Below are 16116 nucleotides of genomic sequence, written 5' to 3'. Positions count from 1 at the left end.
CCCAACTCGATTAATGATCATATTAAATTAATCCAAGAAATCTTTAAGCTGCTTGCTTCGTGATGGGTGACGCAGCTTTCTTAATGCCTTGGCTTCAATCTGACGAATTCGTTCGCGAGTCACACCAAAGACTTTACCCACTTCTTCAAGCGTGCGGGTACGACCGTCGTCAAGACCAAATCGCAATCGTAACACATTTTCCTCACGGTCGGTTAACGTATCAAGGACGCTCTCGAGCTGTTCTTTGAGTAATTCATAAGCCGCATGGTCAGCAGGAGAAGTTGCATCCTGATCTTCAATGAAATCACCAAGGTGACTGTCGTCCTCTTCACCAATTGGGGTTTCAAGGGAAACCGGTTCTTGAGCAATCTTTAGAATTTCTCGAACCTTTTCAGTTGGCATGTCCATCTCGGCACCAATTTCTTCAGGTAATGGCTCACGGCCAAGATCCTGCAGTAATTGTCGTTGAATTCGAATCAACTTGTTAATTGTTTCAACCATATGAACTGGAATTCGAATTGTCCGAGCCTGATCAGCAATCGCACGGGTGATAGCCTGTCTAATCCACCAAGTTGCATAAGTCGAGAACTTGAATCCTTTACGGTAATCAAACTTTTCAACGGCCTTCATCAAGCCCATATTACCTTCCTGAATCAGATCAAGGAATTGCATCCCTCGACCAACATACCGCTTGGCAATTGAAACCACCAACCGTAAGTTGGCTTCGGCAAGTTCCTGCTTGGCTTCTTCGTCACCGGCTTCAATTCGCTTGGCCAATGAAATTTCCTGGTCAGCACTCAGAAGTGAAACTCGACCAATTTCTTTCAGGTACATTCGGACAGGATCGTTAATTTTCACACCAGTGGGCGCGGAAACATCAGAAAGTTCCTTCTTGGTCACTTTCTTAGCCGCACCGATGGCTCGCGGATCCGGATCGCCGTTTTCATCAACGACACTGATCCCGGAGTCCTCGATACTCTCCAAGAGGCCTTCCATATCCTTTTCACTCAGAGAATAAGGCTTTTCAATCTTCTTTTCCAATTCGTCATAGGTAATATGGCCAATTGGCTTATTAGCCTTAACAATGGCGTCAAATTCCTTCTTGTATGGCTTGTCAGCTTTTTTGGTAGTCTTGGCCTTAGTTGTCTTCGCTTTGGTTGACTTGGCCTTGGTACTGGTCTTTGATGCAGTCGTTTTCTTAGCTGCAGTTGCCTTCTTAGCTGTGGCAGTCTTTGTTTCTGTTACTTTATCGTCGGTTTTTTTAGTAGCCATCAAAACGCCTCCTGAAGTTATACTTGTTGCTTCATTCTCTTCTGTTGTTCAAGCTTAACAATCTCAATCGTTAACGCACGTTGCTTGTCAACATCACCAATCTTAACGGCTTGCTTGAGTTCTGCCCGCTTTTTCTTTAACTTTTCCTCTACCGGGGCTCGATGCATTAAAATGTTTAAGTAGCTATCGATTTCAGCATTGGTCGGATTATCTGGAAGCTCGAGCATGTCAATATCAACTAATAGACTTTGCAGTGAGTCTTCCGAAATCAGGTTGCTGAACGTGGCAACATTATAATCATCGAATTTGGTAAAATACCCCTCGGCTAAAAGGTACAACATTTGGTACTGTTCATCAACAAATGCGAACCCCGAAACATTACTTACCTTTAACCAAATATCATGGTAGTGCAGCATGCGGTTCATCAGCTGCATTTCGGCTTTCTCAACTAACGAGAAATGCTTTTGCTGTTTAACGACCTGAACCTGCTTGTGGTATTGATGCGGTTCAGCCGCCGGGGCGGGTTGTCTGATCAATGGTGCTAACTGCTGTTGCAGCAGTTGCTTGGCCACTGAAAATTCATCCGCCAACCGGTTAAGGTAAAGATCCCGTGAAATGCCGGAATCCACTCGGCTAATCAGCTTTAAAGCTTCAGCAATGTAATTAGTTTGGTCAATCTCAGAATCCAAATTGTATTGTTTTTTGAGATAATTCAATTCAAACTCAACTGGAGCCTGAGCATGGTCAATCAACTGTTTAAAATCGTCGGCACCTTTTTTGCGAATGAACTCATCAGGATCCATTCCATCAGGTATCGAGATGATTTTCATCACCAAATTGCTCTTCTGTTCATTGAATGAATCAATGGCGCGTTTGATCGCCTTTTGGCCAGGCGTATCGCCATCATAGGAAATCACGACTTCGCGCGTAATCCGTTTGATGTCATAGATCTGCTGCTCGGTTAAACTGGTTCCCATCGACGCGATTCCGGACTTGATCCCTGCTTGAAAGGCAGTAATAACATCCATGAATCCTTCAAATAAAATTGCCGGCTCACCGGTGCGAATATTTGACCTGGCCAAATCTAGGTTGAATAACACTTTTCGTTTGTTGAAAATGTCAGTCTCAGGACTGTTCAGGTACTTCGGCATGTCGGAATCAGTGGTTAACAATCGCCCAGAAAAAGCAATCGTTTGACCGGAACCGTTTCGAATCGGATACATCACCCGGTCGACGAAACGGTCTCGCAAATTGCCATCCTGGTCTTCAGAAAACAGACCAGATTTTCGCAGCAGTTGAAAATCAACTTTGCGCTCGTCGAAAAATGGCTTCAGCAACCGCTGTGCCGGGGCATATCCCAACTGATAAGTGGTAATCGTCTGGTCGGTCAATCCACGTTTATGCAGATAATCGAGCGCTGGCTGGCCCATCTTGGTATTGGTCAAAATATGGTGATACAGCTTGACGCTTTGCTCGTGCAGATCAATTAATGCTTTTTGTTGTGTGTTTTCGGGACTTGATTGGGAACTGCCGCTTTCACGGAAATACTTCTCATCAACAGAAATATTTTCCATCTCAGCGACCTTTTTAACTGCCTCAGGAAAGGAAACATTCTGCAGCTCCATAATGAACTTAAAGACGTTACCGCCCCTGCCACAGCTAAAACAATGAAAAATCTGTTTATCTTCCGAGACGGAAAAAGATGGGGTCCGCTCTTCATGAAACGGACAAAGGCCAAATAAATTCTTTCCGGACTGTTTCAATTGAACAAACTGGGAGACAACGTCAACAATGTTAACCTGTGACCTGATTTCTTCAATCACATCTTCTGGGATCTTCGCCATTACTTCGCCTCCCATCTTCAAAACTGAATCAATACCTGTAAAAAGCCGCACCCAAAAGTGCGACTTGTTTTACTGGCGATACGTATTTAAATATTATCATAAAACATTAATTAGTACAAATATTAGCCCTCAAAATTAACCTTTGACAACTAATTTATCGAGATCACCGAGATACATAATCATGTTGGCAATCATTGTGAGTTGGCGCAAGTGATTGTTCTTCAGCTTTTCATCTTTGGCCATGACCATGGTGGCATCGAAATAGTCATTAATTTTATCTTTGAGCTGAGCTAAACGACCAAAGTCTTCTTCGGCGCTTTGGTGAGTGTAATCCTTGGCAGCAGCTGCTACAGCCTGATTCAAAGCCTTCTCGGAATCATTTTCAAACAATGCCGGATCAACCGTTAAATCATCAGCCTTGAAGGCGCCCTTCTTGGCAATCCGCTGAACTCGGGTCAGCGATTCGATAATGTCCTTGAAGTCGGGGTCGTCTTTATGATCCTGCAGTGTTTTGGCACTGGCAATGTTGAACAGGATATTGGTGTGGGAACCAGAGGTCACCGCATCGGCAATGTCGTAACGAACTCCCAAGTCGTCCAAGTACTGTTTGATCCGATCTTTGACAAAGTCACTGACGGCAGGAACTTGGGCTTTCATATCCAGTTTTGGTGCAACTGACGCTTGATCTTCTCGATCAATTAACAGATTCAAAGTCTGGTCCAAATCAAAGTTTAACTGCTTATCAGCCACAATTCGAACCACTCCGGTTGCTTGGCGACGGAGTGCATACGGATCGTTTGAGCCACTTGGGATCATCCCGGCAGCAAAGAACGTCAAAATACTGTCCAGTTTGTCAGCAATTGCCAAAATTGAACCGACGTTGGTCTTTGGCAGCTCACCATTTGCCGAAATTGGCATGTAATGTTCAGAAATCGCGGTGGCAACAGCTTGATCTTCACCCTTTAACAAGGCATATTTGTCGCCCATGACCCCTTGGAGTTCTGCAAATTCACCAACCATTCCGGTAACCAAATCAAATTTGTAAATCGAAGCGGCCCGCTCAAGGTCCTTGAGCTCCTGCTCGGATAGGCCGGCGAGATTCCCAAGGTGTTTTGAAATCACTTGGACTCGTTGCATCTTCTCATACATTGTTGAAATCTTATCGTGGAAGCTGACTTTCTTCAGCCGCTCAACGTAATCGGCAATCGATTTCTTTTGATCTTCTTGGTAGAAGAACATTGCATCATCGAGTCTGGCAGTCAAGACTTTTTCGTTTCCGGCAACCACATTTTGAATATCATAATCATTACCGTTACGAACTGAGATGAAGTGCGGCAAAAGTTTGCCGTCTTGATCGGTCACGTAGAAGAAGCGTTGATGATCCTTCATGGAAGTGATTAGGACTTCATCAGGGATGGCAAGGTATTTTTCATCAAAGTTGCCAAAGAACGCGGTTGGCCATTCAACCAAGTTATTGACTTCTTCCAATAAATCGGGATCCAGGTTGATCTGCCAATTGTTGTCGGCAGCAATCTTGTTAATCTGCTTGGTAATTAATTCCTTGCGTTTGACGGCGTCGGCGACGACATACTGTTCAGTCAGTTTTTCTTCGTATTCGTCGGCATTGGCAAGTTCAATATCCTTGCCTATGAAACGGTGACCAGATGTCATCCGATCCGTGTCGACATCCAAAATCTTGAAGGGAATCACCTTATCGTTCAACAAGGCCACCAGCCATTTGATTGGGCGGACATATTCAAACGAATACGTCCCCCATTTCATCATGGTTGGGAAAGTCATGGCGGTAATGACATCCTTCATCCCCGGCAAAATTTCTTTAAGTGATTTACCGGCAATGTGTTTTTCAACGAAGACGTACTCAACGCCCTTAACATCCTTAAAGGTGATGTCATCAGGAGTTGCACCCTGCCCGCGTGAGAAGCCAATCGCCGCTTTGGTCCAATTACCGTCACTATCCTGGGCAATTTTTTTGGCCGGACCCTTAACAGATTTGTCAATATCAGGCTGTTTGTCAGCTAAATCAGTAATGTAAAGTGCCAAACGACGGGGAGTACTGAACGTTTTAATCTCAGCAAATGAAATCCGTTGATCCTTCAAGAAATCACTGGCACGCTTCTTTAGTTGCTTGATGCTTGGGGTGACCACGTGCGCCGGAATTTCTTCCAATCCGATTTCTAATAAGAAATTATTAGCCATTATTTCTCCTCCTTGTCGTCTTTTAATAGTGCTTGGCGTTTCTTTTCGTCTTTAATGAGTGGGAAGCCGAGTCGTTTGCGTGCTTCCACAAACTCTTTGGCAACCGAACGGGCTAAGTTGCGAATTCTGGACAGATAGCCGGCTCGTTCAGTCACTGAAACAGCCCCTCTGGCATCCAACAGATTAAAAGTATGGCTGCACTTGAGGATGTAATCATAGGCCGGGTGAACCAAATCTTGGTCCAACAGGCGTTTGGCCTCACGTTCATAATCATTAAACAGGGTCAACAACATCTCTTGGTTGGAAACTTCAAAACTGTATTTGGAATGCTCATATTCAGGCTCTTTGAAAATATCACCGTATTTAACATCGTCAGACCAGTTCAAATCAAAGACCGAATTAACGTCTTGAACGTATGAAGAAAGGCGTTCCAATCCGTAAGTAATTTCTGAAGCGACCGGATCCATTTCCAGGCCACCAACGATTTGGAAGTAGGTGAACTGAGTGATTTCCATTCCGTCCAGCCAAACTTCCCAACCAACACCGGCACAGCCCATAGATGGGTTTTCCCAGTTGTCTTCAACAAACCGAATATCATGCTCCAAGGGATTGATTCCCAATTCTTTTAAACTGTTCAGATATAACTCTTGGATGTTTTCCGGAGAAGGCTTCATAATCACTTGGAATTGATGATGTTGATACAAACGGTTGGGGTTCTCACCATAACGACCGTCAGCCGGACGACGAGAAGGTTCCACGTAAGCGGCATTCCACGGTTCCGGACCGATTGCCCGTAAGAAAGTATAGGGGCTCATGGTTCCAGCACCCTTTTCGGTATCGTAAGCTTGCATTAACATACATCCCTGGGCTGACCAATATTGCTGCAGCCGCAGGATAATCTCTTGAACTGATAATTTTTCAGTCATAAATTTTCCTCCTAATTATTCAAACGCATAAAAAAAGTCCCTATGTTCAACGACTTATAGACTAAGCCACTCAACATAGGGACGATGAAATCGCGGTTCCACCCTACTTCTGGTATTACTACCAGCACTTAATTGTTCAACTCGAAAAGCGCCATTGACAGTACCGACGATAATCAGCTCCCACTATCCTGATTTCGCTACAAGGGTCCATCCTGTCATTTCTTTTGTCATCATTGAATTATTTATTTCAAAAATAATCATAGTTGACAATCAAAATATTGTCAACGCCGTTATCAGTTATAATTTGAATTTTCCCAACTGATCAATAAAGTGTTTACTTTTTGGAACGACACCGACACTTCTTGAATAAATCTGGTCGAGAACTTCCCGCAAAGCTTTTTTGGTCCGATCGTTAACCTTGATATGGGTTAGTTTGGATAAGTCAACTACCGAAAACAGCCGAAGATAGTAAATTGTGCGGGCATCCAAGTGCATCCGGTATGGATCCTTGTTCCAATGATTCTGACACAACAGCCCACCGTAGGCCTCAGAATAATCAAAAGGCAGATCCGTTCGGTGACAGATCGTGCAATCCACCCAATTTGGTGCAACGCCGTAAGCATTCAGCAGCTGGACCTCAAAGATATTCGTGATGATCTGTTCATCAAAGCCTTGGTCAATCAGTTGCAGGCCGGTCAACAGCTTGTCATACCAAGTGGCAATCGGCTCACCATCCGGATAAGCCATATCAATCAATGACATGATATAAGTGGCATAGGCATTCTTAGTGATATCTTCACTAATGTTTTGGAAGTGCACTAACTGTTTATCGTTGAGAATATACGACAATCCTGATTCTTTAATATCGCCGCCATATAGCCCGTAGGTAAACGGCAAAATTGCTGAACGCATCTTGAACCGTGGGCGTTTGGCGCCTCTAACCAGGAACATTTTTTTGCCGAATTCTCTGGTGAGAAATTTTATCAGCAGGTCATGTTCCCGATAGGCTTTTGTATAAAGCAAAATGCCATTAAAATCCGTTCGCTGACCTTTTGACAAACTGATTCACCTCTAATAATTATCTTTGCGGTAACCGTAAGAATTGAGCAGGTTGGCCTTATCGCGCCAGTGAGGTTCAACTTTGACCCACAGTTCGAGAAAGACTTTGTTGCCCATCATATTTTCGATGTCTTTTCTGGCAAGTGTCCCAATTTTCTTTAACATCGAGCCGCCTTTACCAATGACAATTCCCTTTTGGCCATCACGTTCCACAATAATTGTGGCCCGAATTCTCAAAAGACTGTCTTCTGTCTTGATACTTTCAATCACGACCGCAGTTGAATGAGGAATTTCCTGGCGGGTTAATTCAAGCACTTTTTCTCGGATCAATTCTGAAATCACAAATCGTTCGGGATGATCGGTTACCTCATCAGCTGGATAATATTGAGGTCCGTTGGGCAATTCTTTAATTAAGGTGTCGATCAATTCGGGCACATTATTGCCCTGAAGCGCCGAGATTGGATAAACATCCTTGAATTCCAAGGCGTTCTTGTGTTGCTCGATGATCGGCATAATGTCATCGGGAGAAATTTCGTCAATCTTGTTGATCAGTAGATAAATTGGCTTATCAACGTTTTTCAGCTGGTCGATAATGAAATTATCCCCTGCACCGCGATGTTCAGTGGCGTTGACCATAAACAACACCGCATCAACCTCTTTTAAAGCAGACAAAGCTGATTCCATCATGAAATCACCAAGTTTGTTCTGTGGTTTATGAATACCGGGGGTGTCAATAAAGACAATTTGAGCTTCTTTCGTCGTGTAAACCCCTTGAATCTTGTTTCTGGTGGTTTGCGGCTTGTCGCTCATAATCGCAATCTTTTGACCAATGACCCGGTTTAAAAAAGTTGATTTACCAACGTTTGGCCGACCAACAATGGCAATAAAGCCTGAATGAAAATCTGGATTATCCATTTCTTACTCCTCTTAATTTAATAATGCAATGAATCTCGGGACAAAGATCAACATCCCGATGATCACAGCAAACAGCGCTGATAGTAACACACCACCAGCAGCAACATCTTTCGCTCTTTTGGCCAAAGCGTCAAAGTGGTGACCAACAATGAGGTCAACGACGTTTTCAACAACGGTGTTTAAGACTTCCGACCCAATCACTGAGAAAAAAGCCGCGAACAGCCAGAGCCACTCGTTGATGCTAATCTTCATGACAATGGCGAAAGTTAATACAATGATTGCCACAACCAAGTCAATCCGAAAATTTCGCTCTTCCAACAGCAGTCGTTTAATGCCTTCAAGAGCGTGGCCGACTGATTGAAGAAACGACTTATTCTTATCCAATTGTGGCTTGCGGTTATCTTTTGAGTCCATAAGCATTTAAAATCTCTTTTTGAAGCGGAAACATGACATCCGCATCAGCTTTCTTCATATGATCGTAACCGTTCAGGTGTAAGAACCCATGAACGCACAGGAAACCCAATTCCCGTTCAAACGAGTGGCCAAGATAATCGGCCTGTTCGGCAACTTTATCAACGGAAACGAAGATGTCACCAATATTTTCAGGAATTGACTCTTTCAATTCTTCATCCATCACAATGGGGAAATCATCGTCATCATCGTCATCTTCAATGGCGAAACTAATGACGTCGGTTGCCCGATCGACGCCCCGATACTTCTTGTTGATTTGGTGAATTTCATCATTATTGACCAGGGTCACGGACATTTCGGTATTGTCGGCCAAATGAATGTAAGATCCGGCAAATTCCAAAACATCCCGAATCAATTTTTGATCCTTTTCCGAAACCCCTTTTTCAGTTTTATCGTAAATTTCTAAATCCATTAATTTAGTTCCTCAAGTCTATTCGAGATTAATTGCCACTTTTTTCGTAAGCGGTAATGATTTTAGCAACAACTGGGTGACGGACGACATCCTTAGCCGTGAAGGTTACAAATTCAATTTGATCAATATCCTTCAAGATCTTTTGAGCGGTAATCAATCCGCTGGTCGAATGCTTTGGCAAATCAATTTGTGAAATATCACCGTTAACGATCATCTTCGAGCCAAATCCCAATCGGGTTAAGAACATCTTCATCTGCATGTTGGTGGTGTTTTGGGCCTCATCCAAGATCACAAAGGCATTGTCCAAAGTCCGACCACGCATGTAAGCCAGCGGCGCGATTTCAATCGTCCCCCGGTCCATCAATCGTTCAGTGTGCTCGGCACCCAAAATGGCGTGCAGGGCATCGTAAATTGGTCGCAGATAAGGATCAACCTTTTCTTTCAGGTCACCAGGCAAAAAGCCCAAACTTTCACCAGCTTCAACCGCTGGTCGGGTAAGGACAATTTTGTCAACGGTGCCCTTCTTCAAAGCCGCGATCGCCATGACGACAGCCAAGTAAGTTTTCCCGGTACCGGCTGGGCCAATGCCAAAAGCGACATCATGATGCTTGATTGCCTGAATATACTGCCGCTGACCAAAGGTCTTAACGCGGACCGCCTTGCCCTTTGCGTCTTTGATGAGCACTTCATTGTATAAATCTTTAAAGTACTCCAGCGTGCCGTTTTGAGCCATATTCATCGCACTGATGAAGTCGCTGCTGTTAATATTAATTCCCTTTTGAATTAAAGAGAGAATATTCTCCAAAATGTGTAAGGTAATGCTAACGGGTTCATCCTGACCAGTCACTCGAAGTGAATTACCAAAGACATTGATGGAGACATCCATTCCCTCTTCGATAATTGTAATGAACTCGTCTTGAGTCCCGACAATTTGTAATAATTCGTTGGGGTCGGATACAATAAACTCTCTTGTAACTTGTTGAGTATCAGCCAAGTAAGTGAGCTCCTTTTTTATTAGTCATATTGGTTCAGATATTACCACAAAGTTGTGGTTATCTAAAGTATACTAGCTTTGCAGCTGCTGCTTAACCAATTTGTTGATAACACTGCCGTCAGCTTGACCTTTAACCTTTGGCATGATGGCACCCATCACTTTACCAAAGTCGGCCATTGATTCAGCACCAACCTGTGAAATAGTTTCTTGAACGATTTTTTCAACTTCAGCTTCGGAAAGCTGTTCTGGTGCATATTCCTCGGCAATCTTTAGTTTGGCTTCCTGTTCTTCTGCCAAATCTTTTCGGTCAGCTTTTTGGAATTCTTCCAAGGATTCCTTTTGCTGCTTAATTTCTTTCATAATGATATCGTTAATTTGATCTTCAGTTAAATCATGATTGCCATCGGCAACTTTGGCATTCATCACCTGAGCCTTAATGCCCCGAATGACACCCAAGCGGACCTTATCACGAGCCTTCATGGCGTCCTTCATGTCAGAAAGCAATTTATCATATACACTCATCAAAGTAACCTCTTTTCGCTTAATACTTAAATTTTAACATTAAAAAAGATCAGAGACTAATAAACATTAGCTCCGACCTTTAGTCATCATTTATTAAAAACGACGTTTCTTCTTGTTGTTACGCTTACGTGCTGCTTCAGACTTTAATTTACGCTTAACACTTGGTTTTTCATAAAACTCTCGTTTACGATATTCCTGTAATGTACCGCTTTTAGAAACTGTACGTTTGAAGCGTCGAAGAGCATCATCAAGAGACTCGTTTTTACGAACGACTGTCTTTGCCATATGAAATTCCCTCCCTCCGAGCTTAAATGTAACTGTTTAATCAACACTTTAAGTGCCTTCTAAAACGGTTCGAAGTAAATTATACATATTAATCAATACATCGTCAATGATTTAAGATAAAATTGATGTGTCATGTTAATATTTACTTAACAAATATAATTTTAGGAGTTATTTATCATGAAAACTCAAAACATTTTTATTATATCGGATTCAAGCGGCGCCACCGCCCAGACAATTGCCCAGACGGCTTTGTCACAATTTCCAGATGTGAAAGCCGAAATTCGCCGGTTCCCGTTTATTCAAACCGACTCAATTCTCAAAGGCATCTTAAAAATTGCTCTCAACAAACAGGCGATGATTTTTCACACGCTGGTAAGTACGGAGCTCAGCCAGATGGTTCAAGATTTCTGCCGTCAAAATGGCATTTATGACTTTGACTGCGTCCAAACGCCAATGGCAATGCTCAGTCAGGTTACTGGCCAACAACCGGCTCACGTCCCTGGGTTGATTCATGATTTAAATCAAAATTACTTTGAACGGATCTCTGCGATTGAATTTGCTGTAGAAAATGACGACGGCAAAAATCCCAAGGGACTGCTGGAAGCTGACATTGTGTTGCTTGGGGTTTCCAGGACGTCAAAGACGCCGCTGTCGCTTTATTTGGCCAACCAAAATCAACGGGTTGCCAATCTGCCAATCGGGCCGGACCTGCAACTCCCTGAAGAAGTCAACGACATCGATAAAGATAAAATGTTTGGCCTGCTGAACACCCCTGAGAAACTGAGCAAAATCCGTAAACAACGGATGATTTCTTACGGCTTGGACGCTGATACACCCTACTCGGATCCGGCCCATATCAAAACTGAATTGGCGTACGCGAAAAAATTATATCGTCAAATTGGCTGTTTAACAATCAACGTGGCCAACAAGTCCATTGAGGAAACGGCCACCATTATCTTGGAAAGCCTCAATTTAAATACCACTGAATTCGAAGATTGATTTGGCCTGACTAGTAAGGTCTTCCAGCTTTCATATCTTCAATAATATTGGGATTAAACTGCTGTTTTTTCAGCATTGCAACTTCATAACCATGAGGATTCCACTTAACGTTTTTATTGTCAGGATCCTTCAAAATTGGCGTTTCCATAATTTTGGGAACGCTTTTTAATTGTGCGTGATGGGCAATGTAGTTCAAGGTATCAAAACCAATTGTTCCCAACCCAAGAATTTGATGGCGGTCTTTATGGCTGCCCTGCGGATTTTTGGAATCGTTCAGGTGAATAACTTTGAGCCGGTCAAGGCCGATGATGTGGTCAAATTGATTCAAGACCCCATCAAAGTCATTTTTAATATCATAACCGGCATCGCTGGTATGACAGGTGTCGAAGGTCACGGAGAGTTTGTCGTTGTCACTGACCTTATCGATAATTTCAGCCAACTGCTCAAATGACGTCCCAACTTCGGTGCCTTTGCCAGCCATGGTTTCCAAAGCAATTTGGACGTGCTGGTCCTTCTCAATCACTTCATTTAAGCCCTTGGCAATTTGATCGATCGCTTTTTGCGGACCGGCACCAACGTGAGCGCCGGGATGAAGCACAATTTCTTTAGCCCCAATGGCTTGTGCACGTTGAATTTCCTGCCGCAAAAAATCAACACCAAAACTGAAATTTTCCGGTTTGAAAGTGTTCCCCAGGTTGATGATATAAGGCGCATGGACCACAACCGCTTGGAGGCCATGATCGGACATATACTGCTTGCCGGCATCGGCATTCAACTTCTCAATGGGTTTACGAACCGTATTTTGCGGCGCTCCGGTATAAACCATAAAGACGGTTTCACCGTAGGAAGCCGCCTCTTTGGCAGACCCGAGGAACATGTCCTTGCCGTTCATACTGACATGAGAACCGATTAAAAATGGTGTTTCACTCATTTGTATATCCCCCTTGTAAAATTAATTGACTGACTTTTTGGGAAGCCTGACCATCTTCCCAGGCACAGAATTTTTGGTTAAACCGGGTCAAATTGTCACTGAAATCAGTAAAAGCACCAGTTTGACGGTATTCACTTAACTTTTGATAAAAGTCAGTTTGATTTTCAACCATTGGTCCCGGCAGATTAGCTTGATCGTACTGAAAGTAAAAGCCCCGCAGCTGATCACGATAATGAGCCAGATCATAAGGATAAAACAGGATTGGCCGCTTGAGGTTGGCAAAATCAAACATCACTGATGAATAATCAGTAATGAGTAGATCGGTTATTAAGTATAGTTGGTTAATGTCGACATCAGCGAGTATTTTGACCCGGTCTTCAAACCCGCTAATATCAATATTGTCTTTAACCAAGTAGTGTGGCCGAATGACCAGAAGCGTTTGGGGATCGACATTTTCGAAAAATTGTGCCAGATCAAACGGCAGCGTGAATTGGTATTTCCCTTTCTCGGAAAAATCGTCATCCCGCCAGGTGGGTGCGTACATCATCACCTGTTTAGGCTGATAGCCAAATAGGGTTTGCTTGATTTTTCGAATGTCATCAGCGTTATTTTCAGTATATAAAATATCGTTTCTGGGATAGCCAATATCTAAGAATTGGCCTGAATAGCCAAAAGCGGATTTAAAAATATCGTGTGAATATTGATTTGGCGCAATTAAATAATCCCACCGGGCAGCCTCATCAATAAATTCCTGATGATATTCAGCTGTCTGGCTGCCAGGAATCTCAACGTTTTCAATATCGATTCCAAGCTTCTTTAACGGTGTTCCATGCCAGGTTTGAATGAAAGTGGTTCGCTTATTTTTGCGCCACCACTTTGGCATCCGCGAATTCATCACCCAATAATCAGCCTTGGCAATGTATTTCACCCATCCCGGCGTGAACCGTTTGACAAATTGAATATTTGGATACTGTTTAACCAGCCTGCCGTACTCACTGGGTTTGACACTGAAATAGCACCGCTTTCGGGCAGCCGGGTCATCTTGGATTAATTGATTGTAGATAGCAAATGGATTGTCACTGACATCTTTGCCGTTAAAACTTTCAAATAACACCGTCCCCTTTTTGACGGGCATACAAATAAACCCATCGTTCATCACGATGAGTACAATGCGGGCTATGAGTTTAATAAGATTGATCATTGAACGTTTCAAAAGCTCACCCTCAAAACTAGATTAAATCAACAAATCGAGAACGGAATTTGTAATGCAGATGAGAACCAACCAATAAGAAGAAGAGAATCATGCCCCAAAAGACAATCGTCAAAGTTGGTTTCTGCCAGAACCAGGCACTGCCCAGCATCCCGTCACGGAAACCGGAAACGACGTAGAAGAATGGATTTAACTGCAGAATATGAACAAACGGTGCTGGAAAGGCATCCGTCTGGAAATTGAAGAGAACGCCCGACATATAAAACAGCATCCGCATGAGTGACTGCAACAAGATCCGATAATCGCGAACCAGGACGGAAATTGTTGAATTAAAAATACCAAAAGCAATCAGCCAGGCAATCATACAAATGAAGTAATAAATCCACTGAATCCAGTAAATTGACGGCGTCACCCCATATAAGAAGCCAATCACAATTGAAAAGACCAGCATGGTCCAAAAGGCACTTAAGTTGCTGACAATCTTAATGGTTGGCAAAATACTGACGGGAAATTTCATTTTAGAAACCATACCAACCCGTTGGTAGATACTCTTGGAAGCATCCAGGCTGGCCCGGTTCATAAAGAACCAAGGTGTAATTCCGATAACCATCCAAACCAGATAATCGACACCATGGGTGGAATTACCGTGTTTCAGGCCGATACCGAAAACCAGCCAATAAATACCAATTTGAATCAATGGATATAAGTATTCCCAAATTAGGCCCAGATAATGGCTTTGATACTCGGCTTTATCTTCATACTTTGAGATTCGGAAGATAATGCCGATATTTTGAAATTGTTCTTTAATTAAAGTACTGACTTCTTTCAATTTGAGGCACTCCTTAATTAGACCCTAAGAATTTGACATAACGCGCAATGACTCTGTCAGTCGCCTGACCGTCGTTATAGGTGTTCCAATGGGCGTTAAATTTGTCGAAGTTAACGCTTGTCGCTGCCAGGATTTCGTTTCTGAGCTGCTCGACCTTATAAACCGGCTCTACCGGTAGCCAGTTGAGAAAATCATCCTGAATTCCTGGATCGCTTCGGTATCGATCAAGATCAAACATGAAAAAGATGATCGATTTGGCATTTGGCAATAAACTAAAATCAAATGCCACCGACGAATAATCAGTGACCAGTGTGTCAGCCACAGCTAATAAATCACTGGTCTCCAATTCGTGATAAAACTTAATCTTGGGATTACCAATACGGCGCATCGGCACTTCTTTATCCCGCAAAACAGGGTGCAGTTTGACAACCACCAAGGCAGTTGGATCTGCTGCCAAAGCACTGCCCAGTCCCTTGGGCAGCTTAAAGTCCTGATGCTCCCGATAAGTTGGGGCATACAAAATGACCCGGTGATTTTTCAGTTCAGGAGCTGATCGATAAATTCGCTCACGGGCCTTGTGCTGCCAATCTTGACTGAGATACTGGTCGGATCTGGGGTATCCCAGTAACTGCATCTTGTCAAAATTTTCGTGATAACTGTGCACAAACACCTGTCCCATTGCTTTTGATGCGACAATGTATTCATCAAAGTGATCATAAACTTTCTGAAAACGGCGCTTATCAGAACGGCTGCGTTTGTCGGTGGTCGGATCTTCCCAGCCAAACTTCTTAATCGCCCCGTCAGCATGCCATATCTGGACAATTTTGACGAATGGCAGCTTAACCAGGCCACCCAAAAAAGCGTAGTAGTTATCGCAAATAATCAGCTTTGCTGACATCAAAAGCGAAACATCGTCCATCACGAATTTAATGCCATCGCGAAACGGCCGCGTTTTAATACCAAAGGCTGCTAAATCCGTCGCAGCCGCTTCGGTATTGGCTCGATAAAGAACATATAAAACGTACTTCTGAGGCAGTCGTTGTGCCAATTGCTTAATGAAGTCAACATTATCATCAAAGCTCATCACATAAACAACTTTGTTCTTTGGCCGCCAAATATTCAGGACTGAGAATAATTTGATTAACCATAAGTAAACAACTTTCAAAATTTTCACCGTATTTCAATATTTTGTGATCACACACAAAAAATATTATAACATAATCCACTTGG

Annotated in this window: 16 protein-coding genes; 1 reads left to right on the top strand and 15 read right to left on the bottom strand. The window is 43.1% G+C overall.

Translation table 11 applies throughout. The features are described 5' to 3' along the window. Positions 1-27: 27 nt before the first annotated feature. From rpoD to rpsU, 11 genes are all read right to left on the bottom strand, one after another. Complete coding sequence (gene rpoD / locus KE627_RS11205) at positions 28-1272, bottom strand: RNA polymerase sigma factor RpoD (RefSeq protein ID WP_013727834.1); 1245 nt, start codon at positions 1270-1272, stop codon at positions 28-30. A 17-nt stretch (positions 1273-1289) separates the two neighbouring features. Then, the gene (dnaG, locus tag KE627_RS11200; RefSeq protein ID WP_013727833.1) at positions 1290-3116 is read right to left on the bottom strand and encodes a DNA primase; all 1827 of its coding nucleotides are present in this window, start codon (positions 3114-3116) and stop codon (positions 1290-1292) included. 135 nt (positions 3117-3251) lie between these two features. Next, complete coding sequence (gene glyS / locus KE627_RS11195) at positions 3252-5333, bottom strand: glycine--tRNA ligase subunit beta (protein ID WP_056938590.1); 2082 nt, start codon at positions 5331-5333, stop codon at positions 3252-3254. Beyond that, on the bottom strand, positions 5333-6259 hold the full coding sequence (gene glyQ, locus KE627_RS11190) for a glycine--tRNA ligase subunit alpha (protein ID WP_013727831.1): 927 nt from the start codon (positions 6257-6259) through the stop codon (positions 5333-5335). The genes glyS and glyQ overlap by 1 nt, the downstream gene beginning before the upstream one ends. A gap of 297 nt (positions 6260-6556) precedes the next feature. Continuing rightward, positions 6557-7318, bottom strand: a complete 762-nt coding sequence (recO, locus tag KE627_RS11185) for a DNA repair protein RecO (protein WP_013727830.1) — start codon at positions 7316-7318, stop codon at positions 6557-6559. A 12-nt stretch (positions 7319-7330) separates the two neighbouring features. Beyond that, complete coding sequence (gene era / locus KE627_RS11180; protein WP_056938589.1) at positions 7331-8233, bottom strand: GTPase Era; 903 nt, start codon at positions 8231-8233, stop codon at positions 7331-7333. 12 nt (positions 8234-8245) lie between these two features. Continuing rightward, positions 8246-8647: a diacylglycerol kinase family protein gene (locus KE627_RS11175; RefSeq protein WP_041805898.1), complete on the bottom strand. Its 402-nt coding sequence runs from the start codon at positions 8645-8647 to the stop codon at positions 8246-8248. After that, positions 8631-9116: an rRNA maturation RNase YbeY gene (ybeY, locus tag KE627_RS11170; RefSeq protein ID WP_014939918.1), complete on the bottom strand. Its 486-nt coding sequence runs from the start codon at positions 9114-9116 to the stop codon at positions 8631-8633. The genes KE627_RS11175 and ybeY overlap by 17 nt, the downstream gene beginning before the upstream one ends. Before the next feature lie 28 nt (positions 9117-9144). Then, positions 9145-10110, bottom strand: a complete 966-nt coding sequence (locus KE627_RS11165; RefSeq protein WP_013727826.1) for a PhoH family protein — start codon at positions 10108-10110, stop codon at positions 9145-9147. Positions 10111-10182: 72 nt separating this feature from the next. Then, positions 10183-10632, bottom strand: coding sequence for a GatB/YqeY domain-containing protein (locus KE627_RS11160; RefSeq protein WP_013727825.1), 450 nt, complete (start codon positions 10630-10632; stop codon positions 10183-10185). Between the two features lie 93 nt (positions 10633-10725). Next, entirely contained in the window at positions 10726-10917 is a 192-nt protein-coding gene (gene rpsU / locus KE627_RS11155; RefSeq protein ID WP_003553874.1) for a 30S ribosomal protein S21, read from the bottom strand. A 177-nt stretch (positions 10918-11094) separates the two neighbouring features. Between rpsU and KE627_RS11150 the strand changes: the two genes are divergently transcribed. Continuing rightward, entirely contained in the window at positions 11095-11916 is an 822-nt protein-coding gene (locus KE627_RS11150) for a pyruvate, water dikinase regulatory protein (protein ID WP_013727824.1), read from the top strand. A gap of 10 nt (positions 11917-11926) precedes the next feature. On the opposite strand, the gene KE627_RS11145 is transcribed toward KE627_RS11150, so the two are convergent. The 4 genes from KE627_RS11145 to KE627_RS11130 are packed head-to-tail and all read right to left on the bottom strand — an operon-like array spanning position 11927 to position 16051. Continuing rightward, positions 11927-12847, bottom strand: a complete 921-nt coding sequence (locus KE627_RS11145) for a deoxyribonuclease IV (protein ID WP_013727823.1) — start codon at positions 12845-12847, stop codon at positions 11927-11929. Then, the gene (locus KE627_RS11140; RefSeq protein WP_082602297.1) at positions 12840-14060 is read right to left on the bottom strand and encodes a CDP-glycerol glycerophosphotransferase family protein; all 1221 of its coding nucleotides are present in this window, start codon (positions 14058-14060) and stop codon (positions 12840-12842) included. The genes KE627_RS11145 and KE627_RS11140 overlap by 8 nt, the downstream gene beginning before the upstream one ends. Positions 14061-14076: 16 nt before the next feature. After that, the gene (locus tag KE627_RS11135) at positions 14077-14886 is read right to left on the bottom strand and encodes an ABC transporter permease (protein WP_013727821.1); all 810 of its coding nucleotides are present in this window, start codon (positions 14884-14886) and stop codon (positions 14077-14079) included. A 13-nt stretch (positions 14887-14899) separates the two neighbouring features. Then, positions 14900-16051 carry a CDP-glycerol glycerophosphotransferase family protein gene (locus KE627_RS11130; RefSeq protein ID WP_056938588.1) on the bottom strand — a complete coding sequence of 384 codons (1152 nt, stop codon included), beginning with the start codon at positions 16049-16051 and terminating at the stop codon, positions 14900-14902. Between the last annotated feature and the right edge of the window lie 65 nt (positions 16052-16116).

This window comes from Lentilactobacillus buchneri, assembly GCF_018314255.1.
Classification (GTDB): domain Bacteria; phylum Bacillota; class Bacilli; order Lactobacillales; family Lactobacillaceae; genus Lentilactobacillus; species Lentilactobacillus buchneri.
This window is presented reverse-complemented; position numbering and strand designations above follow the sequence as displayed.

What these genes read in the sequence shown, in the direction of transcription:
- rpoD (WP_013727834.1), bottom strand. Translation starts at nt 1,272, where the DNA reads ATGGCTACTAAAAAAACCGACGATAAAGTAACAGAAACAAAGACTGCC.
- dnaG (WP_013727833.1), bottom strand. Translation starts at nt 3,116, where the DNA reads ATGGCGAAGATCCCAGAAGATGTGATTGAAGAAATCAGGTCACAGGTT.
- glyS (WP_056938590.1), bottom strand. Translation starts at nt 5,333, where the DNA reads ATGGCTAATAATTTCTTATTAGAAATCGGATTGGAAGAAATTCCGGCG.
- glyQ (WP_013727831.1), bottom strand. Translation starts at nt 6,259, where the DNA reads ATGACTGAAAAATTATCAGTTCAAGAGATTATCCTGCGGCTGCAGCAA.
- era (WP_056938589.1), bottom strand. Translation starts at nt 8,233, where the DNA reads ATGGATAATCCAGATTTTCATTCAGGCTTTATTGCCATTGTTGGTCGG.
- KE627_RS11175 (WP_041805898.1), bottom strand. Translation starts at nt 8,647, where the DNA reads ATGGACTCAAAAGATAACCGCAAGCCACAATTGGATAAGAATAAGTCG.
- ybeY (WP_014939918.1), bottom strand. Translation starts at nt 9,116, where the DNA reads ATGGATTTAGAAATTTACGATAAAACTGAAAAAGGGGTTTCGGAAAAG.
- KE627_RS11160 (WP_013727825.1), bottom strand. Translation starts at nt 10,632, where the DNA reads ATGAGTGTATATGATAAATTGCTTTCTGACATGAAGGACGCCATGAAG.
- rpsU (WP_003553874.1), bottom strand. Translation starts at nt 10,917, where the DNA reads ATGGCAAAGACAGTCGTTCGTAAAAACGAGTCTCTTGATGATGCTCTT.
- KE627_RS11150 (WP_013727824.1), top strand. Translation starts at nt 11,095, where the DNA reads ATGAAAACTCAAAACATTTTTATTATATCGGATTCAAGCGGCGCCACC.
- KE627_RS11145 (WP_013727823.1), bottom strand. Translation starts at nt 12,847, where the DNA reads ATGAGTGAAACACCATTTTTAATCGGTTCTCATGTCAGTATGAACGGC.